Origin of the sequence: Aquabacterium sp. (assembly GCF_036279655.1) — a bacterium.
Taxonomy (GTDB): domain Bacteria; phylum Pseudomonadota; class Gammaproteobacteria; order Burkholderiales; family Burkholderiaceae_C; genus Aquabacterium.
In genome coordinates this window covers 14216-34463 of the sequence record NZ_DASUIT010000045.1, presented here as the reverse complement: position 1 = coordinate 34463, position 20248 = coordinate 14216, and the positions used below count along the sequence as shown (strand labels likewise).

Below are 20248 nucleotides of genomic sequence, written 5' to 3'. Positions count from 1 at the left end.
CGGGAGCGCCTGGGCATGAACCGTGTCAGTGATCCAAGGGCAGAGGACGACGACATCACCCGGGTCACGGGGGCGCCTTGTCTGCCTCAGGACGATCCAGATCAGACCCTCGTCAAGGGCGCGGTCGCGTTCTCCTTGCCGATGCCCGAGGCGGTGAAGCCCGCTCGGCCCTTCCAGCCGCAGTCGGGCACCGCGCTGGCCTTGCCCGCCGGGTTCAGATTGCATGAATACCGCATCGACCGTGTGCTGGGGCAGGGGGGCTTTGGCATCACCTACCTGGCCACCGACGTCAATCTCAACGCCAGGGTGGCCATCAAGGAGTACCTGCCCGAGGAGATCGCGTTTCGCACCTCCGGCAAGACCGTGTCCGCGCATTCCAGCCGCTATCTGCCGCGCTACAAGAGCGGCTTGAGCAGCTTCCTGGTGGAGGGGCGCACGCTGGCGACCTTTCGGCATCCCCATATCGTGCGGGTGTCTCGCTTCTTCGAGGCGCATCAGACGGCCTATATGGTGCTGGACTATGAGCCCGGTGAGTCCTTCAGAACCTGGTGGCCTGCCCATGCCCATCTGGGCGAAAAGGCCTTGGCCCGCCTGCTGCAGCCCTTGCTGGACGGCTTGTCGGTGGTCCATGCGGCGGGCTTCTTGCACCGGGACATCAAACCGGACAACATCCAGGTGCGTCGCTATGACGGCTCCTTGGTGCTGCTGGACTTCGGCTCGGCCCGGCAGGCCGTGGGTGGGGGCACCGATGACGATGTGGCGGTGACTCCCGGCTATGCCCCCATCGAGCAATACGAGGACGGCGCGCAGGGCGCATGGACCGACATCTATGCCATGGGAGCCACCTTGTACTGGGCCGTGACCGGACGCAAGCCACCCGATGCCATGGACCGTCTGATCGCGGCGGGGCGAGGTGCCGATCCCCTGATCCCCGCAAAGCAGGCAGGGCAGGGACGCTTCAGCGAGCCATTCCTGGCGGCCATCGACTGGGCGCTGGCCCTGCAGCCAGGTGATCGCCCGCAAGACATCACACCATGGCGTGCCGCCCTGTTTGCTGCGCATGCCAGCAGCCTGGGACTGCGTGAGGCACTGATGGCGGGTGATGCCCCCGCCTTGCCGGGTTTGCAGGGATGGGCGGTGCTTCGCTCTCCCGCTCAGTGGGGGCCGCACCTGCGTCGGGCCTGGCGCCAACTGGTGCAGCCTGCTTCCTGGCCCATGGCGGTCAAGATGAGTGTGGCCATGACGGTGGCTGCGCTGGCGCCCATGCTGGCCACGGGCTATGTCAACCTGCAGGGCAGTCTGGACGCGGTCTCTCAGGCCGAGCTGAGCAATCTGGAGCAACTGGCCAGAGGGGCGGCCGCTCGTGTCTCGCAGTTGATCGAGGACACGGATCTGCTGGCCGGCTCACTCGCATCCGATGCTGCTCTGTCGGGCTTCCTGCACGCGCCTGACGAGGGCGCTGCGCAGGCCTTGCGGCACAAGTTCGAGCGTCTGGTGCAGGCCAATCCAGAGCTCCATCTGATGATGCTCATGGACCTGCAAGGCCAGGTGCTGGTGTCCAGTGATCCTCAGATCACGGGCCGCAACTTCGGGTTCCGTGACTACTTCCAGTCGGCGCGGGCCGGCCGGCGTCATGTCTCAGGCATGGTAGTGGGGTCGGTGACGGGGCAGGCAGGCATGTTCCACGCCGTGCCCGTGCTGGACGAAGCGCGAGCCGTGATCGGGGTCCTGGCCATGCGCATCCGCGCCGAGGCTTTCCGCACCATGTTGAAGGAGTCCACGGACGATGCTCAGCTCACACCCTTCATGGTGGATGGCGATGGTGTGGTGATCACTCACCCTGACGCCCGTCTGCTCTATCGCAGCCTGGCCCCCTTGCCGCCCAAGGCGCTGGAGCGCATCCATGCAGACCGGCGCTTCCAGCGAGAGCGCATCGATGACCTGGGGCTGGTCGATCTGGCGCGGGCCATGGTCGGCGCCTCCCGTCAGGGGCACCTGGCCTACCACTCTCCCTTGTCCAGGGAAGACGAGATCGCGGGGTTTGCGCCCGTGTCAGGGCACAACTGGGTGGTCGGGGTGAGTGAATCACGTGCGGCCTTCCAGGCGCCTGTGGACCGTCTCTTCACTCAATTGCTGTGGAGCATGGGGCTGGTCGGCCTGCTGTTTGTGGGTCTGGCCCTGCTGTTGGCGCGCAGCATCGTGCGGCCCATTCAAGCCCTGACACGCGCGGCTGAAGCGCTCAAGCGCGGCGACTTTGCCAAGGCCAGCCTGGTGGTCAGAACACGGGATGAGATCGGTCAGCTCTCGCGTACCTTCAATGTGCTGATCGACGTGCTGCGCCAGCGCGAGCGGGAGCGTTCATCCCCGCAGGACAGCGGCTCGGGTAGCCCGCACCGCTGAGCGCCCATCCCCTCAGGGGGCCGGTGCCGTGCGCACACCCAGGCGTGAGCGGATGTCCTGCAGCAGGGTGCGAGCCGGCAGGGACAAGGCACGGTCCCGGCGCCAGACCAGGTGCCACATGCGGCGGATCGGAAAACCTGTCACCTGGAGCACGGCCAGGCCTTCGCGCGCGGGGTCATCCCCCAGGGTGTGCCGCGAGAGCACGGCCAGGCCCAGACCTGCGCGCACGGCATGCTTGATGGCTTCGTTGCTGCCCAGCGCCATGCGGGGCCGCCATTCGATGCCGTGTTCGTCCAGGGCCTGGTGGGTGGCCAGTCGGGTGCCCGAACCGGCCTCGCGCACCAGCAGGGGCTCATGCGTGAGCTGGGCGAGCTTGAGCCGCTTGCGCTGAGTCAGCGGGTGTCCTAGCGCACAGATGATGACCAGCGGGTTCTCCAGGAAGGGCCAGCGGTGCAGGGGCAAGTGGGTGGGCGGCAGCATCATGGCGGTGAGTTCGTCCTCATTGCGCTCCAGGCGCGCGATGATCTGGTCTCGGTTTTCCACGGCCAGCTCGATGTCGATGCCGGGGTGGGCGCGCGCAAAGGGGCCCAGCAGATCAGGCAGAAAGTACTCGGTGGTGGTCACCGCGGCGATGCGCAGGCGACCGCGCCGCAAGCCCTGCAGTTCGGCCGTCTGCTCCTCGAAGCGCTGCCAGGTGGCGAAGATCTCGCGCACGGTGCCTACCAGCAGTTCGCCATGGGGTGTGAGTGCCAGACCGCGACCGCGGGGCTCGAACAGGGGCATGCCGATGGCCGTGGCCAGCTCCTTGATCTGGGTGGACACGGTGGGCTGCGCCAGATGCAAGGCGCGCGCGGCACGGCCTACGCCGCCCAGCCGGGCCACGGCCTCAAAGCTGCGCAACTGGACCAGGGTGGCGCGTGGCACACGCTCCAGACCTGGCGGGGTGTTTTCCGGTGAATCCATGGTCATTTGAAAGTCCGATGTATTTGATCGAAACATATCACTTTTCAGGATGTGTGTGATGGGGCACCATGCGCGGCATGCAGACCTTTCTTGACCCGGCCATCCTGTTTTTCGTGTTCGGCCTGCTGGCCGGTCTGGTGCGCTCCAACCTGGAGATTCCACCGCCCATAGCCCGCTTCCTGTCCCTGTATCTGTTGATGTCACTGGGCCTCAAGGGCGGATTTGCCCTGGCGCGCACGGGTTTGACGATGGAGGTGGCGATCAGCCTGGGTCTGGCGCTGATGCTGGCGTTCGTGGTGCCGCTGATGGGTTACGGCTTGCTGCGGCGCTGGTTGTCAGGCTTTGACGCAGCGGCCGTCTCGGCCACCTATGGTTCGGTCAGCGCGGTCACCTTCATCACGGCGGTGCAGGTGCTTGACAGCCGGGGCCTGAGCTACGGCGGTCACATGGCGGCGGCCATGGCCTTGATGGAGTCGCCGGCCATCGTGATGGCGGTGCTGCTGGCCAATCGGGTGCGTCAGCGTGAGGGTGGTGCGGTCGCAGGGCAGCAGGTCTCCATGGGCAAGCTGCTGCATGAGTCACTCACCGATGGGGCACAGTTGCTCCTGCTGGGGGCCATGGTGGTGGGACTGCTCACGGGGGACAAGGGTCAGGAGGTGATGAGCCCGTTTTCCGTGGATCTGTTCAAGGGCATGCTGGCCTTCTTCCTGCTGGACATGGGGCTGAATGCTGCGCGCCACATGGGCGGCCTCAAGGGGCGTTCGCCCTGGTTGCTGGCCTACGCCACCCTGGCGCCCATCGTGCATGCGACGCTGGCTCTGGTCTGCGCCTGGGCGGCGGGCATGAGCGAGGGTGACGGTGCCTTGCTGATGGTGCTGGCGGCCAGCGCGTCCTACATTGCCGTGCCGGCCGTGGTGCGCCATGCCATTCCCGAGGCGCAACCTGCCTTGTACCTGGGCATGTCGCTGGGGCTGACCTTTCCCTTCAATATCTTGCTGGGGATTCCGCTGTATCTGCGTGCGGCGAGCGCGGTGCTCTGAGCGAAGCGCCTGTCAGGCGATGTGGCATCAAGGATGCTGGCGGCACCCGGGCCGCGGCGGCCGCAGTCCGGGTGCTCAGCACGGGGCCCTGAGCGAAGTGCTTGTCTGGCCCCGTCCATGTACGCAAGAACAATGCCCGCTCCCTGACGGTGTTTGGGCCGCAGGGATGAAGGCTTTTGGTGCACGGCTGCACAGCCGTGGCGCAGTTCAGCGCTGCAGTGCCCGCGTGCGGGTCTCCAGCCAGGACAGGGCGTCCCCATTCACGTGCGGACGCAGGCGACGCAGCACCTCGGCGTGATAGCCATTGAGCCAGGCCAGCTCGTCATCGCGCATCAGGGCCAGGTCGATGCAGCGGGTGTCGATGGGACACAGGCTCAGGGTCTCGAACGCCAGGTATTCGCCGTATTCGGGCGAGCCCGGGGCAGCGTCCTGGACCAGGGGCGGGGAGGGCACATTGAGCACGAGGTTTTCGATGCGGATGCCCCATTGGCGAGGGCGGTACAGCCCCGGCTCGATCGAGGTGATCATGCCGGGCTGCATGGCCATGGTGGCATCGGGCACGGCCTTGGAGATGGACTGCGGGCCTTCGTGCACATTGAGGAAGTAGCCCACACCGTGCCCCGTGCCGTGGCCGAAGTCCATGCCCTGCTCCCACAGGGGCGCGCGGGCCACGGCGTCCAGCATGGGCGACAGCGTGCCCCGGGGGAACTTCATGCGCGACAGGCCGATCGTGCCCTTGAGCACCAGGGTGAAGTCCCGTTTTTGCGCCGGCGTGGGGGTGCCCACGGGCCACACACGCGTGATGTCGGTGGTGCCACCCAGGTACTGTGCGCCCGAATCGATCAGCACCAGGCCCTGCGCGCTCAGGCCCGCCGAGGTGCTCAGCATGGCAAACGCTTCGGCTGTGGCGCGGTAGTGGGGCAGGGCCCCGTTGGCGTTGAAGCCGGCAATGGTGGGAAAACTCAGCGAGACGAAATCGGTCTGCCGGGCACGCTCGGCAGTCAGTCGCTCATCGATGGTCAGCTCGCTCACGGCCTCCCGGCCCAATGCCTGCTCGAACCAGGCATAGAAGGCACACATGGCGGCGCCGTCGCGCTCCATGGCCTCGCGGATGAAGGCCGCCTCGGCCGGGCTCTTGCGGGATTTGGCCAGGGTGCTGGGGTTGATCGATTCGATCACCTTGACGCCCTCGGGCACGGCCTGACGCAGCCCCCAGGTCAGCCGCTTGGGGTCGATCAGCAGCACGGCCGTCTCAGGCAACTGACGCAGGGCGGGCAAGGCCTCGCCATAGTCGCGCACCTTGACGCCATCGTGGGCCAGCCGCTCGATCAGGTCCGGCTCGATCTTGCCAGCCGCCACGAACAGCGTGGCGCTGTCCAGCTCGATCAGGGCATGGCCCAGAAAGACGGGGTTGTACTCGACATCGGTGCCGCGCAGATTCAGCAGCCAAGCCAGATCATCGAGCGTGGCCAGCCAGTGGTGGGTGGCGCCTTTCTCGATCATCGCCTGGCGAATGCGGGCCAGCTTGTCGTCGCGGTGGATGCAGGCATGCGGGGCCGCATGCTCGTACACCGGGTCCTGCGGCAGGCCTGGGCGCTGGGGCCAGACGCCCTCCAGGATGTCCAGATCGGTGCGCAAAGCCCAGCCTTGCGCGCGCAGGGCCTCACGCAACTGTTGTGTCTGGGCCAGGCCCAGCACATCGCCATCGACCACCACGGTGGGCGTGCCCTCGGGGGCCGTGCCCAGCCAGCTCAGGTAGGCCGGGGTGGCCGCGCCTTCCAGCTTGACCAGATCGATGCCGCTGCCGGCCAGTTCGGCCTCGGCCTGTTCCCAGTAGCGGCTGTCGGTGAACAGGGCGGCGCGCTCGGCACTGACCATCAGGGTGCCGGAGGACCCGGTGAAACCGCTGAGCCACTGGCGGCCCTGCCAGCGCTCGGGCAGGTACTCGGAGAGGTGAGGGTCACTGCTGGGCAGCAGGCAGGCGTGCAGCCCTTGTGCGGCCAGCGCCTGACGGCAGGCGTGCAGGCGTTCGGGGATGGTGGCCAGCGGTGTGGCGGTCGAGGAGGTGTCGGTCACGGTACGGTGGTCTGACGATGGGCCTGCCCCAGTGGCAGGCCAGGGCATCATCGTGCCACGGATGCCGCCGCTTGGCCGCATCGTCCGCCCCTTCAGGCGGCGCGGGATCCTGGCGCCATGGTGCTGGAGGCGCTGGCGTTGTGCTGCTGCTGTGTCGGCGCGGGCGGGTTGGACACCACCACCCCGGGCACCTTCACCAGCATGGTGTTGGGCTCCAGCGCATGCGGATCAGGGAAGACGCGGGCATGGCGCTGCGAGGTGAAGTAGGCCCAGGCCCAGTCCATGAACACCACCATGCGGTTGCGAAAGCCGATCAGGAAGTACACGTGCACGAAGAGCCAGAACAGCCAGGCCGGGAAGCCGCTGAACTTGATCTTCTTGCTCGTGAAGGGGATGTCGATCATGGCCACAGCCGCGCGCTTGCCGATGGTGGCCAGCGAGCCGTAGTCGAAATAGCGGAAGGCCTGGGGCTCCAGGCCCTTCATGCGACGGATCAGATTGAGTGCCACCTTGCGGCCCATCTGCTTGGCGGCCGGGCTCACCCCGGGCACGGGGGCCGGGTGCTCGGGGTCCAGATAGCTCTTGGCGCTGGCCAGGTCACCCACCACGGTGATGTTGGGGTGGCCCGGCACGGTCAGGTCGGATTCGACCAGCACGCGGCCGGCACGATCGAGCTGGCAGCCTGTGCTCTTGGCCAGGGCGCGGCCCAAAGGCGAACCGGCGACACCTGCGGCCCACACCACGGTGCGGGCGGGCAGGAAATGCGAGACGGTGCGGGGCTGGCCATCGGGGCCGGGCTCCTGCAGGTCGTAGTGGATGCCGAAGGCGGTGATGTTGGTGACCTTGGCGCCTGTCAGCACCTCGGCGCCCAGGCCTTGCAACTGGGTGCGGGCCTTTTCCGACAGGTCTTCGGGAAAGGTGCCCAGCACGCGCGGGGCGCCTTCGATCAGGATGACGCGGGCGCTGCGCGAGTCGATGCGGCGGAACTCTTCGCTTAGCGTGTGCTGGGCGATCTCCGCCATGGTGCCGGCCATCTCGACCCCGGTGGGGCCCGCGCCGACCACGGCAAAGGTCAGCCACGGCTCGCGCGCCACGGGGTCGGTTTCGCGTTCGGCATGTTCAAAGGCCGTCAGCACGCGGCGGCGGATGGTGAAGGCATCGCCCAGGGTCTTGAGACCGGGGGCGTACTTGGCCCACTGGTCGTTGCCAAAGTAGCTGTGGGTGGCGCCGGCCGCCACGATCAGGTGATCGAAGTGCAGATGCTCGCCACCGTTCATCACCACGCAATCGGAGGCCGCATCGATGCCGGTGACCTCGCCCATCAGCACGGTGAGCTGGCCGCTCGCGATCTGATGGCGCAGGATGTGGCGGATGGGGGCCGCGATGGCGGGGGCATGCAGTCCGGCCGTGGCGACCTGGTAGAGCAGAGGCTGGAAGAGGTGGTGGTTGGTGCGGTCGATGACGACGATGTCGACATCGGCTCGGGCCAGCGCCTTGGCCGCTTCCAGCCCGCCGAAGCCCGCGCCGATGATGACCACACGCGGCCGTTGCGCCGCAGGGGCCCCGGAAGCAGTCGACGATGAGGTGACGGCGGCAGTCTTGGGCATGCGGACTCTCTACTTCTTTGGTCTGGGCTGCCTGAGCACAGAGCGCTCGGCAGCATGTTGATCGGTGTCAGTGTTTATGTTGGTGTTTATACCAGTGTCGAGTCCTCGTGTGTGGTTTGGCACCATCATGGTGCCTCCCCGGATCGTGGGGTGTCATACGCCCGTCGTCACGCGTCCGCCGTCTGCTTCACGCCGCTTGCGCATCTGGTGAAACCCCCAGGCCTTCGTCCAGCACCATCCGGCATTTGCCGGCGTTCTTGGCCGCGTACATGGCGGCGTCGGCGCGTTGAACCAGGGTGGTGTCGCTTTCCTGGGGCTCGTGCACCACGGCACCGATGCTGGGCGTCACCCGCAGGTGCTTACCCTCGATCGCGTAGGACTCGGTCAGACAGCACAGCACCCGTTGTCCGATGCGCTGGATTTCGCCGGAGGTGCCCGCGCCTTCCAGGATGAGCATGAACTCGTCACCGCCCATGCGGCAGACCGTGTCCGTGGTGCGCACGCAGGCCTCCAGCCGCCGTGCCACCTGCACCAGCAGCAGGTCGCCCACATGGTGACCATGCTGGTCATTGACGGCCTTGAAGCCGTCCAGATCGACGCACATGATGGCCAGAGTCTTGGGGTAGCGTCGTGTGCGGGCCATGGCCTGGAACAGGTATTCGCCAAAGGCACGCCGGTTGGGCAGGCTGGTGAGGCTGTCGTGGCGGGCCTGGTCGGCCATCTGGCGCAATTGCTCCTTCAGCGGCTCGACGTTCTGGAACACGCGACAGTGGTGGCTGAGGCGCTTTTCGGCGTCACGGATGGTGCTCACATGAAGCCACAGATCATGGGTTTGACCGTCGGCGCCGACCAGTTCGGACTCACCGGACCAGCGCGTGCCCTGTCGCAGGGCGTCATCGATGCCTGCCAGATGACTGGGGCGAAGAGGCACCAGGCCCAGCAACTCGGCGGGCTGACCCACCATCTGACGGCCGATGCGCCCCGTGAGGGCCTCAAAGGCCGGATTGACCAGCACAACGCGGTCCAGGGCATCCGTGATCACCATGGCTTGGCCTGATTGGTCGAAGGCCTGACCGAGCAGGCCCAGTGCGCGCTGCGTCAGCGTCGATGTGTCGGCGGTGGGCGCGGGTGTGTCCGTCTGCCGCACACTGGGCGGTGGGGCCTCTTCGATGCGCAATGGCGCTTCACGGGGTCTGGCCAGGCCGGCTCGCCAGCTGAATGCGGCGATCAGGGCCAGGGCACCCGGCCCGACCCAATGGAGAGGAGAAAGACTGGGAGACGACAACACGTATCCGGTCGCTGCCATGGAGGCCCCGGCGGCCAGATGGGCCAGGGTGGGCAGATGACGGACAAGAGAGGGCGTCTCCAAGGTCGACGAAACGATGTTCGATGACATGGACACCCCGACTGCAAGGACAGTAATGGTGTTTTCGGTCACTTCCTTCGCGACTTGAGATTGCTGCGCTGCGGTAAGCTGCTAAGAGTGAGTAACAACGTCTCTTCCACCCCCGACGCCTTGCCGGTGGGCACCCGTTTGATGGACTACGACATCGAAGGCCTGCTGGGCGTCGGTGGGTTTGGTCTCGTCTACCGCGCCCGTGAGGCTGCGCTGCAACGGGTGGTGGCCATCAAGGAATTCCTGCCTTCGTCCCTGGCGGCGCGCGGCAGCGATGGCTCGGTGGTCCTGCGCGCGCCTCAGCATGGGGAGGCGTTTGCCTTGGGCTTGCGCTCCTTTGTGAACGAGGCGCGTCTGCTGGCCCGGTTCGACCACCCGGCCCTGGTGCGTGTCATCCGCTTCTGGGAAGACCGGGGGACGGCCTACATGGTCATGCCCTGCTACGAAGGGCAGACGCTGTACGAGGCACGTCGAGACCTGTCGGGGCCACCGGACGAGGCCTGGTTGCGGGCCCTCATGGAGCCATTGCTGGGGGCCCTGGATTGCCTGCACCGCGAGCAGGTCTATCACCGCGACGTCGCTCCTGACAACATCCTGATCCTCAAGGATCCTGATGCGCCCTGTGGCATCCGGCCCGTGCTGCTGGATTTTGGCGCGGCCAGACGGGTTCTGGGGGATCACACCCAGGCCCTCACTGCCATCCTCAAGCCCAGTTTTGCGCCGATCGAGCAGTATGCCGAGACCTCGCAGCTGCGTCAGGGCCCCTGGACCGACCTGTACGGTCTGGCGGCGGTGCTGCATTACTGCGTGACCGGGCGCACGCCCGTGCCAGCGACGGCCCGGGCGGTGCATGACGACCTGCCGTCCCTGCGCCAGATGGCCACCGGCCTGGCGCAGGATTTCGGCCAGACCTACAGTCCGGCCTTGCTGGCCACCATCGACCGAGCCCTGTCGGTCAAGCCGGACGAGCGGCCCGCGTCGGTGGCTGCCTGGCGGGAGGCGCTGATCGAGCAGCCTCGAACGGTCGACCTGTCACGTCCGTCGGAGGGAGTGTCGGCCACCCAACCGACCGTCGATGCCTCCCGTGATGTCTGGACCGAGCGCACCGTGATGGTGGCGCGTCCCGCGGAGGGGCAGGCAGGCAAGGTGGAGGGAGGGCGCGTGCCGGAGGCCATGCCCATGAGCGACTTGTTCCACCACCCACGTGCGGCAGCGTGGCCCAGGGCGGCGTGGTGGGGCGGGGGCGCACTGCTGCTGGCGGCGGTGGTGGCCTTGTCGGCCTGGTCGTTCAAGCGCGATCGCGCTGCGCCTGTGGGCTCTGCCACGCAGGCTGTGGTGCTGGCGCAGGCATCCGATGGGCCTGCCGACCTGGCATCTGCCGCTGGCATCCCAGGCCCCGAGGTGCCGCCGGCTCGTCCAACAGAGCCCGCCGTGAAAGCCAGTGTCGTCCGCCCGGCCAAGAACACAGCCGCGTCGCGCGAGACCAGGAGCGGCGGCGCCAAAGCCTCGTCCCGCAAGGAGGGCAGCAGTGACACGACACGAGACGCCAGTGCGCCGCTCAATCCCCGTCTGGCCTGCGGTGAGCGCGTGTTCATCGCGCTGGCGGTGTGCATGAAACGTCACTGCAGCCGCCCTGCCTATGCCAAACACGCGGAATGCACGCGCATGCGCCAGCAGGAAGACGCACAGCGTCAGCGCATGGGTGGGTTCTGACGATCAGACGACCGATGAAATGCTGTGCTGGGGTTCGCGCAGAGCCTGCAGGGTCATCTGGAGCAGCTTGGCATCGCTGCTGGCGCGGTGGCGCACGATGGCCGCACGGCGGGCGACCGCCAGTTTGAGCTCGTGCCAGCGAGCAGCCTCGTCGTCGGTCAGCAGGGCGCGCAGGTTCTCCAGGCGGAAGCTGGGCACCAGTTCGGCGACCTCATAGAGTTTGTTGAGCCAGGTGTAGTCATGGGCCCAGGCGTCGGAGTAGACCACCAGGCCATGCAACCAGTCATTGAGCACACGGGCGATGTCTTTGGCGTGACGGCCATGCAGATCGAGTTGCTCGCGCGTGATCTTGTGCACCGCCTCAGCGTTGGGATCCCAGTGCTGCCAGGACGGTTCGGGTTTGACGAGCGAACACCAGCTGCGGCCATCACACATCACCAGCCCGACCTCGATGGGGTAGCTGCCCAGGCCGAAACCCGATGCCTCGATGTCGAGGATCGGGGGGGGCGAAGGACGCTGCGGTGAAGGCAGAACTGACATGAGACCCTGTGCTGACTGAATTGTTGTGAATGGAAGGCAGTCTCGCACCGCTTGATGCCTTCATAACTAAGGGTTTGAACGGTCTATACGTCTCTTGTTGAACGATGAATGAGGCGAAGCGTGATGAATGCACGCCTGAAAACGGCGGCGCGGGGCGCTACCATTGCCAGCCAGGGCGGCAGCGCTCGCCCATCGTCGACGACTTTCATGACATCAGCACACACGCCTCGCCCCACGGTGGACCTTGCTCTGACCGTGCTGCAATTCAACCCCGTGGTCGGGGATCTTCAGGGCAATGCCCGCCAGATCATCGAGCTGGCCCGCTCGGCCCATGCCGATGGCGCCCGCGTCGTGCTCACGCCGGAGCTGGCCCTGTGCGGCTACCCGCCGGAAGACCTGCTGCTGCGCCCCCGTTTCATCGAAGCCAGTCAGGAAGCCCTGCTGTCCGTGGCCGAAGCCCTGGCGGATCTGGGCGACCTGCACCTCATCGTGGGGCACCCGGCTGCAGGACCCGGGCTGGACATGCGCACCCGCTCCTGGGCGCTGCCGGGCCTGCTCAATGCCGCCAGCCATCTGCACCGGGGGGCGGTGATGGCCACCTACGCCAAGCGCGAGTTGCCCAACTACCAGGTCTTTGACGAGCGACGCTATTTTGTCAGCGGGCGTGACGCCGGTTTCGGCCCCGTGGTCATCGAGGCCGCAGGCTGGAAGCTGGGTCTGCTCATTTGCGAAGACGCGTGGTTCGACGAGCCGGCCCAGGCCGCCTGTGCCCTGGGCGCACAGGCCCTGCTGGTTCTCAATGCCTCGCCCTTCCATGCTGGCAAGGTGGCCGAGCGCGAGCAGCGCATGGCCGAGCGCGCTCGCACCTGTGCCTGCCCGCTGGTGTACGCCCACCTGGTAGGCGGGCAGGACGAGGTGGTCTTTGATGGCGCCTCTTTCGCCCTGGATGCCCAGGGACAGGTGGGTGCCCGTGCGCCGGCCTTCCAGTCGGCGGTGCTGCCACTGACCCTGAAGGCGGACGGTGGGATCGACGGCCCCATGGCGCCCTCACTCTCCCAGGATGCCGAGATCTGGCAAGCCCTGGTCACGGGGGTGCGTGATTACTTGGGCAAGAACGGCTTCCCCGGCGCGATCATCGGTCTGTCGGGCGGCATCGACTCGGCTTTGGTGCTGGCCATCGCGGTGGATGCGCTGGGTGCCGACAAGGTCCGCACGGTGATGATGCCTTCGCCCTACACGGCCGACATCTCGTGGATCGATGCACGGGACATGGCCGATCGTGTCGGGGTGCGCCATGACGAGATCGCCATCGCGCCCGAGTTCGATGCCTTCAGGCACTCGCTGGCGCCTCTGTTCGAGGGCCGCCCCGAGGACACCACCGAAGAGAACATCCAGGCCCGTATCCGGGGCACCATGCTGATGGCTCTGTCCAACAAGACGGGGTCCATTGTGTTGACAACCGGCAACAAGAGCGAACTGGCCACGGGCTATTGCACTCTGTATGGTGACATGGCCGGGGGCTTTGCCGTGATCAAGGACCTGGTCAAGACCACGGTGTATCGGCTCTCGCGTTGGCGCAACGAGCAGGCGCGACTGCGTGGTGAGGTCGAACCCATCCCTGAGCGCATCATCACGCGTGCTCCTTCGGCCGAACTGCGCCCCGACCAGACCGATCAGGACAGCCTGCCGCCCTACGAGGCGCTGGACGCCATCCTGGAGCGCTACATGGAGCATGACCAATCGATCGAGGAGATCGTGGCCGCCGGCTTTGATCGGGCCGACGTCGACAAGATCACCCGCCTGATCAAAATCAACGAATACAAGCGCCGACAGGCCCCCGTGGGCATCCGAATCACCCATCGTGCGTTCGGGCGTGACTGGCGCTATCCGATCACCTCGCGCTTCCGTGCTTAAATTAGCACCTAGACAACCAATATAGACATGTCGCCTGTCCGGCAGACCTCTGGAGTTCTCTCATGAAGCAAATCACCGCCATCATCAAGCCCTTCAAACTCGAAGAAGTCCGCGAAGCCCTGGCCGAGGTCGGCGTGACCGGCCTGACCGTCACCGAGGTGAAGGGTTTTGGTCGCCAGAAAGGGCACACCGAGCTCTACCGTGGCGCCGAGTACGTGGTCGACTTCCTGCCCAAGGTCAAGGTCGAGGTGGTGGTCAAGGGGGATGACGTCGAGCGCTGCATCGAGGCCATCGTCAAGGCGGCCAAGACCGGCAAGATCGGTGACGGCAAGATCTTCGTGACGCCCGTCGAGCAGGTCGTGCGCATCCGCACCGGCGAGACCGACGAAGCCGCCGTCTGACGGCAGCAGCGAGGGGGCCTCAGGTCCCGTCGGCCACGCCACCGGGCTCTGCCTGACGCAGGGACGGTGGCGTTTGCGTTTGCAGCACCAGGGATTGGGCGTGCAGGCGATCGAGCAGGCGCTCGATCTGGTCGTCGACCAGCAGCAGCTCCTGCACATCTGGCCACAGGAAGCCGTCGTCACGGCTGCGTTCGATGAAGCGCAGCAGATCGTCGTAGTAGCCCCCCACATTGAGCAGGCCCAGGGGTTTGGCGTGGTAGCCCAACTGGCGCCAGGTCCAGATCTCGAAGATCTCTTCCATGGTGCCGATGCCGCCGGGCAGGGCGATGAAGGCGTCCGAGCGCTGCGCCATGAGGTGCTTGCGTTCGTGCATGGAATCCACCACATGCAGTTCACTGACGCCACCGTGCCCCAGCTCGCGCTGGATCAGCCGCTCCGGGATCACACCGACGACCGCGGCGCCGTGGGCCAGGGCCGCATCGGCCACCGTGCCCATCAGGCCGGTGCTGCCACCGCCATAAACCAGTTGCCAACCCCGCTGACCCAGCAGGCGGCCGCAGTCGGTGGCCGCCTGGGCAAAGGCGGGATGGGCGCCGCTGCGAGAGCCGCAGTAGACGCAGACGGAGAACGCTTGAGGGGTCATGGACGGGTGTCGATCACGCGGGTGCGGCAGATCACATCATGGAGAAACTGGCGACGTGGCAGCAGCCAGCTCAGGGCGGCGTAGATCACGATCCAGATCAGCAGCAGGCCCACGATCTCGCGACTGTGGTGCCAGCCCGCGAGCCGCGAGAGCAGCAGCGAAGGCCAGAACCACAGCCAGGACATGATGAAGCGCAGGGCCGCCTGAAACAGAGTGACGGGCAGACCATCGGCACGCACCAGTCGGACGTGCCAGGTTTTCATGGCCAGGGTCTGTCCGCCCTGGATCCAGAACCAGATGAAGTACAGCGACAAGGACAGGAAGACGGCCGCCTGCAGGCCGGCCCGGTCATGCATGGCATGACGTTGCCCCACGGCGATGCCAAAGACCAGTCCCACCGCCATCAGGACGCCGAACAGGAGCACGCCTTCGTAGATGAAGGCTGCCATGCGGCGACGCAGGGGCGCAGCCGTGCCCTGGGCACGTTCGATACAGGCTGACAGGCTCAGAGGGGGAACGACGGGCGGACGCGACATGCGGACAAAAAATCGGACAGGAAAGGACGACGGTGAACGTCAGGGCTTGCCGACTGTAGCCGATGTGGCCTGAGAGCCTGTCACGGGGGTCATGGCCGCACCTTGCGGACCCTTGCGGGGGAGCATGGTCTGAGGGTCGACGAAGCCCTTGGCCGCGTTGATCTTGGACAAGCCCGTGTGCTGGTGCAGAGGCGGCGAGGCCGTCTGGTTGACCAGTGAGGTGGTGGCTCCGGGCCCAGATTTGATCAGGGTGGGGGTGATGGCCTGGGGCGCCGGGGCGGCATGGGTGGTGTTGGGCACCACATTGGTCTTGCGCTCGTCCTGACCGTGGCGGCGCAGGCTGCTGCGCTGGCCGGCTTCGCGCGGCCCGGGTTCGGAATCTGGCAACACCACGGGTTGCTGCTTGCGGCGTGCCTGCTGAGCCAGGCCCTGGCGCTCTTCAGGCGGGAGTGCCTGGTAGGCGGCCCATTTCTTCTGGCGCTCTTCGGCGCTGAGCTGGCGTGAATTCTGGAAACGCAGGCGAGCCTCACCGCGTTGTTGCGGCGGCAGTTTGGCCCATTGCGTCATGCGCGAGCGCATGCGCTCCTGTGCAGAGGGTGACAGGCGGGGATAGCGCTCCGCCACCACCAGCCATTTGTCGCGAGAGGCGTCATCCAGACTGGCCCATTGGGCCGCCAGGGGAGCCAGTGCCTGGCGCTGGGCGGCGGTCAGGCGGCCCCAGTCGGTGGCTTCGTGGGTGGAGACTGCGGCGGTGGCCGACGGCAGCGCTTGAGCCCGGGCGTGTTGCGCGCCGCCCAGCGACAGCACCGAGGCCAGCAGCAGGGCTGAGCACCAAGGCAAGGCGAGGCGAGGCATGGTCATGGCCAGGATGCCTTCAAGGCCGGGCAGGCATCGCGCTGCCGGGCACGGCCTCGGGCGTGTCGGCATCGATCGATGGCAGCAGATCGGACGACTCTTCGATCGCGTCCTGGTCTTCGGCATGGCCTGTGTCGATGGCGGGGGCATCGGCCGAGCGCAGGTATTCTTCGAACCCTGGATCTGCGTAAGCGCTGGGCGGCAGCTCGTCGGTCAGCAAGGCCATGTCGACCTCAGTGGCGGCCTGCACCTGTTCTTGCTGGTAGGTCTTGTGGATGAGCCACAGGCCGACCACGAGAGCCAGCACGGGCAGGGCCGAAGCCAGGCGCCAGCCCCAGGTGGGCGGTGCCTCATCCAGGCGGCGACCGTGGAGGACGTCGCGGCCGTGTTGACGGTGCGTGCGGGAGGCCGGGGCGTGAGGGATGGGCAGGGTCATGCCCGCGCCACGACCTGCTCCAGCCAGGGCCGGCTGAGGGCCGGTCACCACCACCGTGGCGGCTTGTGCGGCCGGGCGGGCGAGCACTCCGGCACGCGCCAACTGGGCTGCGGCCACGGCCTGTTGTCGCGCCACGCGCAGGCGCTCACTGATGTCGTGAGGCAGTTGCTCCGTGCCCTCGTTCAGCCGGGCACTCACGCGCAGGGCGAAGCGGGCCGAGAGGGCCTCGGCTTGTGCCGCAGTGAGTGAATCGGGCTTGGACGTGTTCACGATGCAAAAAAGGCTGAGGTCGGTGGATCAGGATCTGTGGATGTCACAAGGACACCCCCCGGGCGGACAGCGCCTTGGCCAGGCTGGCCACGGCCCGGGAGCAGTGGGTTTTGACACTGCCCTCGGAGCACCCCATGGCCGCTGCGGTTTCGGCGACATCCAGTTCCTCCCAGTAACGCATCAGGAAGGCCTCCCGTTGACGCGGGGGCAGGTGGCCGATTTCTTCCTCGATCACCGCCAGGATTTGCGCACGGTTGGCGGAATCCTCAGCACCTTCCGTGCCTGCCACGTCGATCTTGAGAATCTCCAGCAGGTTGAAGTCGCCGTCTTCATCGCCCGGCACCGATGCCTCCAGGTCGCTCATGTTCTGGAACACGGCGTTGCGCACCTTCTGGCGGCGGAACCAGTCCAGGGTGGCGTTGGAGACAATGCGCTGGAACAGCATGGGCCACTCGTTGGGCGGCCGGTCGGCGTAGCTGACGCTCAGGCGCAGCATGGCGTCCTGCACGATGTCCAGGGCCGCGTCCTCATCCCGCACGGCGTAGACCGCGCGCTTGAAAGCCCGGCGTTCCACGCTCTTGAGGAACTCGTTGAGTTCGTCGGGAGAGGTCGAAGAAGAGTCGGTCAAGGCGGGGCGATCAGGCAGGGGCACCAGGGCGGCGCGGTAGCTGGACAACAAAACGCGGGCGGATTATGGCACCCTCCGCGAGGGTTTCTTCCAATCAGGCGCGACGTGATGCGATAATGCCGGATTCTGCGCCATCCCGATCTGGTCTGAGTTGACGCGCCGAGAGGCAGTACACACGTCAATGGCAGGCCGCGCAGGCTTCGAATCCGCCTCACAAGGGCGAACGTCGCGACGATCCGTCGTCGTGGTGTTGCGGTGGTTTCCCCCAGGGGGCAAACGGCTGTGAAGAGGGGCACCGATCGTTTTTCGTTAGAGAAAATCCGAAAGGTCGATTTCAAAATGGACATGTCACAAGGCACTGCAGCCGAAATCCTCAATGGCTCGGACATCCTCGTCCGTTGCCTGCAGGCAGAGAACGTCAAATTCATGTGGGGCTACCCCGGCGGGGCCGTGCTCTACATCTATGACGCCCTGTACAAACAAGACACGATCGAGCACGTACTGGTGCGCCACGAACAGGCCGCCGTTCACGCCGCTGACGGCTACGCGCGCGCCACCGGCGATGTCGGCGTGGCCCTGGTGACCTCCGGTCCCGGCGTGACCAATGCCATCACCGGCATCGCCACGGCCTACATGGACTCGATCCCCATGGTGATCATCACCGGGCAGGTGCCCACGGCCGCCATCGGCCTGGATGCCTTCCAGGAGTGCGACACCGTCGGCATCACGCGCCCCATCGTCAAGCACAACTTCCTCGTCAAGGACGTGGCCGATCTGGCCGTGACCATGAAGAAGGCCTTCCACATCGCCCGCACCGGCCGTCCCGGCCCCGTGGTGGTCGACATCCCGAAGGACGTCTCGCTCAAGACCACCGCCTTCCACTACCCCGAGACAGTGGAAATGCGCTCTTACAACCCGGTGCGCAAGGGCCATGGCGGCCAGATCCGCAAGGCCGTGCAACTGCTGCTGAGCGCCAAGCGCCCCTACATCTACACCGGCGGCGGTGTGATCCTGGGCGAAGCCTCCAACGAGCTGCGCGAACTGGTCAACCTGCTGGGCTACCCCAGCACCAGCACCCTGATGGGCCTGGGCGCCATCCCCGCGTCGGACAAGACCTTCCTGGGCATGTTGGGCATGCATGGCACCTACGAGGCCAACATGACCATGCAGAACGCCGACGTGGTGATCGCCGTGGGCGCCCGCTTCGACGACCGCGTGATCGGCAACCCCAAGCACTTTGCCCAGGTCGAGCGCAAGATCATCCACATCGACATCGACCCCTCGTCGATCTCCAAGCGCGTCAAGGTCGACATCCCCATCGTGGGCGACGTCAAGGACGTGCTGCAGGAGATGCTGGCCCAGATCAAGGAATCGCCCCTCAAGCCCGACCAGGGTGCGCTCACCGCGTGGTGGAACCAGGTCAACGAGTGGAAAAAGCGCGACTGCCTGAAGTTCAAGATCTCCGACGAGGTCATCAAGCCTCAGGCCGTGGTTGAGAAGCTCGCCGAGCTGACCGCCGGCACCGACTACTACATCACCTCGGACGTCGGCCAGCACCAGATGTTCGCGGCGCAGTACAGCAAGTTCGAAGAGCCCCGTCGCTGGATCAACTCCGGTGGCCTGGGCACCATGGGGGTGGGCCTGCCCTACGCCATGGGCATCAAGCTGGCCAAGCCCGACGCCGATGTGTTTTGCATCACCGGCGAAGGCTCCATCCAGATGTGCATCCAGGAGCTCTCGACCTGCAAGCAGTACAACACGCCGGTCAAGGTCATCGCCCTGAACAACCGTTATCTGGGCATGGTGCGCCAGTGGCAGCAACTGGACTACGGTGGCCGCTATTCGCACAGCTACATGGATGCGCTGCCTGACTTCGTCAAGCTGGCCGAGGCCTATGGCCACATCGGCCTGCTGATCGAGCGTCCCTCGGACGTGGAAGGCGCACTGCGCGAGGCCATCAAGCTCAAGGACCGCACGGTCTTCCTGGACATCCGCACCGACCCGACCGAAAACGTCTGGCCGATGGTGCAGGCCGGCAAGGGCATCTCCGAGATGCTGCTGGGCTCCGAGGACCTGTGATCACCGCTTGACATCCCATCCCGGTGCAGCCCGGGGGGCGTCACGCAGGCACTTGCCGGTGTCTGTGTGAGCGCTTCAAGCCTTCGCCACCTGGGGTGGCGGTCGGGCAGGGCGGCACCGGATCACTGCTGAAACCGTTTCATCGAACCCCGTGGCCACGGCCAGTCGGACACAAACCGCCTGGCTCAAGAGCACGAAAGGACGATCCATCATGAACAAACACGTCATTGCCCTGCTGCTTGAAAACGAACCCGGCGCCCTGTCGCGCGTGGTCGGCCTGTTTTCTGCCCGTGGCTACAACATCGAGAGCCTGACGGTGGCGCCCACGGAAGATCCTTCCCTGTCGCGCATGACCATCGTCACCACTGGCTCGGACGACATCGTCGAGCAGATCACCAAGCACCTCAACCGCCTCATCGAGGTGGTCAAGGTGGTGGATCTGTCCGAAGGCCCCTTCACCGAGCGCGAGCTGATGCTCATCAAGGTGCGCGCTGTCGGCAAGGAGCGCGAGGAGATGAAGCGCATGGCTGACATCTTCCGTGGCCGCATCATCGACGTGACCGACAAGACCTACACGATTGAACTCACGGGCGATGCGTCTAAACTCGACGCCTTCCTGGAAGCGATTGATCGTGCGGCCATCTTGGAGACCGCACGCACCGGTACCAGCGGGATCGGTCGCGGCGAGCGCATCCTGCGCGTCTGACTCCATCCGCCCCCCCTTTACTCACCCCCCCATTTCTCTCTGGAG

The 20248-nt window shown here is 66.1% G+C and carries 17 protein-coding genes; 7 read left to right on the top strand and 10 right to left on the bottom strand.

Annotated features, from left to right (window positions below; all coding sequences use genetic code 11):
* The first annotated feature begins 15 nt into the window (after nt 1-15).
* Complete coding sequence (locus VFW84_RS04790) at nt 16-2400, top strand: protein kinase domain-containing protein (protein ID WP_329679297.1); 2385 nt, start codon at nt 16-18, stop codon at nt 2398-2400.
* Nucleotides 2401-2412: 12 nt separating this feature from the next.
* On the opposite strand, the gene VFW84_RS04785 is transcribed toward VFW84_RS04790, so the two are convergent.
* Entirely contained in the window at nt 2413-3369 is a 957-nt protein-coding gene (locus VFW84_RS04785) for a LysR family transcriptional regulator (RefSeq protein ID WP_329679296.1), read from the bottom strand.
* 71 nt (nt 3370-3440) lie between these two features.
* On the opposite strand from VFW84_RS04785, the gene VFW84_RS04780 reads away from it, so the two are divergent.
* A complete protein-coding gene (locus VFW84_RS04780; protein WP_329679295.1) occupies nt 3441-4403 on the top strand; it encodes a sodium-dependent bicarbonate transport family permease in 963 nt (320 codons plus the stop codon).
* Nucleotides 4404-4610: 207 nt separating this feature from the next.
* On the opposite strand, the gene VFW84_RS04775 is transcribed toward VFW84_RS04780, so the two are convergent.
* The 3 genes from VFW84_RS04775 to VFW84_RS04765 all read right to left on the bottom strand — a co-directional run bounded on the left by VFW84_RS04775 (nt 4611) and on the right by VFW84_RS04765 (nt 9482).
* Entirely contained in the window at nt 4611-6560 is a 1950-nt protein-coding gene (locus VFW84_RS04775) for an aminopeptidase P family protein (RefSeq protein ID WP_414638895.1), read from the bottom strand.
* Between the two features lie 11 nt (nt 6561-6571).
* Nucleotides 6572-8086, bottom strand: a complete 1515-nt coding sequence (locus VFW84_RS04770; RefSeq protein ID WP_329679293.1) for an NAD(P)/FAD-dependent oxidoreductase — start codon at nt 8084-8086, stop codon at nt 6572-6574.
* A 187-nt stretch (nt 8087-8273) separates the two neighbouring features.
* Nucleotides 8274-9482: a sensor domain-containing diguanylate cyclase gene (locus VFW84_RS04765; RefSeq protein WP_329679292.1), complete on the bottom strand. Its 1209-nt coding sequence runs from the start codon at nt 9480-9482 to the stop codon at nt 8274-8276.
* A gap of 87 nt (nt 9483-9569) precedes the next feature.
* Here VFW84_RS04765 and VFW84_RS04760 point away from each other — a divergent pair, with 87 nt between their 5' ends.
* Nucleotides 9570-11195, top strand: a complete 1626-nt coding sequence (locus VFW84_RS04760) for a serine/threonine-protein kinase (RefSeq protein WP_329679291.1) — start codon at nt 9570-9572, stop codon at nt 11193-11195.
* Between the two features lie 3 nt (nt 11196-11198).
* Here VFW84_RS04760 and VFW84_RS04755 read toward each other — a convergent pair whose 3' ends face one another.
* Nucleotides 11199-11735 (bottom strand): hypothetical protein, encoded by a 537-nt coding sequence (locus tag VFW84_RS04755; RefSeq protein ID WP_329679290.1) that lies wholly within the window; start codon nt 11733-11735, stop codon nt 11199-11201.
* 207 nt (nt 11736-11942) lie between these two features.
* On the opposite strand from VFW84_RS04755, the gene VFW84_RS04750 reads away from it, so the two are divergent.
* Nucleotides 11943-13649, top strand: a complete 1707-nt coding sequence (locus tag VFW84_RS04750) for an NAD+ synthase (RefSeq protein ID WP_329679289.1) — start codon at nt 11943-11945, stop codon at nt 13647-13649.
* Nucleotides 13650-13711: 62 nt separating this feature from the next.
* Nucleotides 13712-14050, top strand: a complete 339-nt coding sequence (locus tag VFW84_RS04745) for a P-II family nitrogen regulator (protein ID WP_329679288.1) — start codon at nt 13712-13714, stop codon at nt 14048-14050.
* Nucleotides 14051-14069: 19 nt separating this feature from the next.
* Here the strand turns inward: VFW84_RS04745 and VFW84_RS04740 are convergent, their stop codons facing one another.
* Genes VFW84_RS04740 through VFW84_RS04720 form a run of 5 tightly spaced genes read right to left on the bottom strand, consistent with a single transcriptional unit; the run spans nt 14070 to nt 17418 of the window.
* Entirely contained in the window at nt 14070-14693 is a 624-nt protein-coding gene (locus VFW84_RS04740; protein ID WP_329679287.1) for a TIGR00730 family Rossman fold protein, read from the bottom strand.
* Nucleotides 14690-15229 (bottom strand): RDD family protein, encoded by a 540-nt coding sequence (locus VFW84_RS04735; RefSeq protein WP_329679286.1) that lies wholly within the window; start codon nt 15227-15229, stop codon nt 14690-14692. The genes VFW84_RS04740 and VFW84_RS04735 overlap by 4 nt, the downstream gene beginning before the upstream one ends.
* A 39-nt stretch (nt 15230-15268) precedes the next feature.
* Nucleotides 15269-16090, bottom strand: a complete 822-nt coding sequence (locus VFW84_RS04730; protein ID WP_329679285.1) for a DUF3106 domain-containing protein — start codon at nt 16088-16090, stop codon at nt 15269-15271.
* A gap of 13 nt (nt 16091-16103) precedes the next feature.
* Nucleotides 16104-16790, bottom strand: coding sequence for a DUF3619 family protein (locus tag VFW84_RS04725; RefSeq protein ID WP_329679284.1), 687 nt, complete (start codon nt 16788-16790; stop codon nt 16104-16106).
* A gap of 43 nt (nt 16791-16833) precedes the next feature.
* Nucleotides 16834-17418, bottom strand: coding sequence for an RNA polymerase sigma factor (locus VFW84_RS04720; protein ID WP_329679283.1), 585 nt, complete (start codon nt 17416-17418; stop codon nt 16834-16836).
* 318 nt (nt 17419-17736) lie between these two features.
* Here VFW84_RS04720 and VFW84_RS04715 point away from each other — a divergent pair, with 318 nt between their 5' ends.
* Entirely contained in the window at nt 17737-19497 is a 1761-nt protein-coding gene (locus VFW84_RS04715; RefSeq protein WP_414638896.1) for an acetolactate synthase 3 catalytic subunit, read from the top strand.
* A gap of 211 nt (nt 19498-19708) precedes the next feature.
* Nucleotides 19709-20203 carry an acetolactate synthase small subunit gene (ilvN, locus tag VFW84_RS04710; RefSeq protein ID WP_329679281.1) on the top strand — a complete coding sequence of 165 codons (495 nt, stop codon included), beginning with the start codon at nt 19709-19711 and terminating at the stop codon, nt 20201-20203.
* Nucleotides 20204-20248: the final 45 nt, after the last annotated feature.

Excerpts from the sequence above, each read along its gene's own strand:
- VFW84_RS04790 (WP_329679297.1), top strand. The coding sequence starts at position 16 with ATGAACCGTGTCAGTGATCCAAGGGCAGAGGACGACGACATCACCCGG.
- VFW84_RS04785 (WP_329679296.1), bottom strand. The coding sequence starts at position 3,369 with ATGACCATGGATTCACCGGAAAACACCCCGCCAGGTCTGGAGCGTGTG.
- VFW84_RS04780 (WP_329679295.1), top strand. The coding sequence starts at position 3,441 with ATGCAGACCTTTCTTGACCCGGCCATCCTGTTTTTCGTGTTCGGCCTG.
- VFW84_RS04775 (WP_414638895.1), bottom strand. The coding sequence starts at position 6,560 with ATGCGGCCAAGCGGCGGCATCCGTGGCACGATGATGCCCTGGCCTGCC.
- VFW84_RS04770 (WP_329679293.1), bottom strand. The coding sequence starts at position 8,086 with ATGCCCAAGACTGCCGCCGTCACCTCATCGTCGACTGCTTCCGGGGCC.
- VFW84_RS04765 (WP_329679292.1), bottom strand. The coding sequence starts at position 9,482 with ATGTCATCGAACATCGTTTCGTCGACCTTGGAGACGCCCTCTCTTGTC.
- VFW84_RS04755 (WP_329679290.1), bottom strand. The coding sequence starts at position 11,735 with ATGTCAGTTCTGCCTTCACCGCAGCGTCCTTCGCCCCCCCCGATCCTC.
- VFW84_RS04750 (WP_329679289.1), top strand. The coding sequence starts at position 11,943 with ATGACATCAGCACACACGCCTCGCCCCACGGTGGACCTTGCTCTGACC.
- VFW84_RS04745 (WP_329679288.1), top strand. The coding sequence starts at position 13,712 with ATGAAGCAAATCACCGCCATCATCAAGCCCTTCAAACTCGAAGAAGTC.
- VFW84_RS04740 (WP_329679287.1), bottom strand. The coding sequence starts at position 14,693 with ATGACCCCTCAAGCGTTCTCCGTCTGCGTCTACTGCGGCTCTCGCAGC.
- VFW84_RS04735 (WP_329679286.1), bottom strand. The coding sequence starts at position 15,229 with ATGTCGCGTCCGCCCGTCGTTCCCCCTCTGAGCCTGTCAGCCTGTATC.
- VFW84_RS04730 (WP_329679285.1), bottom strand. The coding sequence starts at position 16,090 with ATGACCATGCCTCGCCTCGCCTTGCCTTGGTGCTCAGCCCTGCTGCTG.
- ilvN (WP_329679281.1), top strand. The coding sequence starts at position 19,709 with ATGAACAAACACGTCATTGCCCTGCTGCTTGAAAACGAACCCGGCGCC.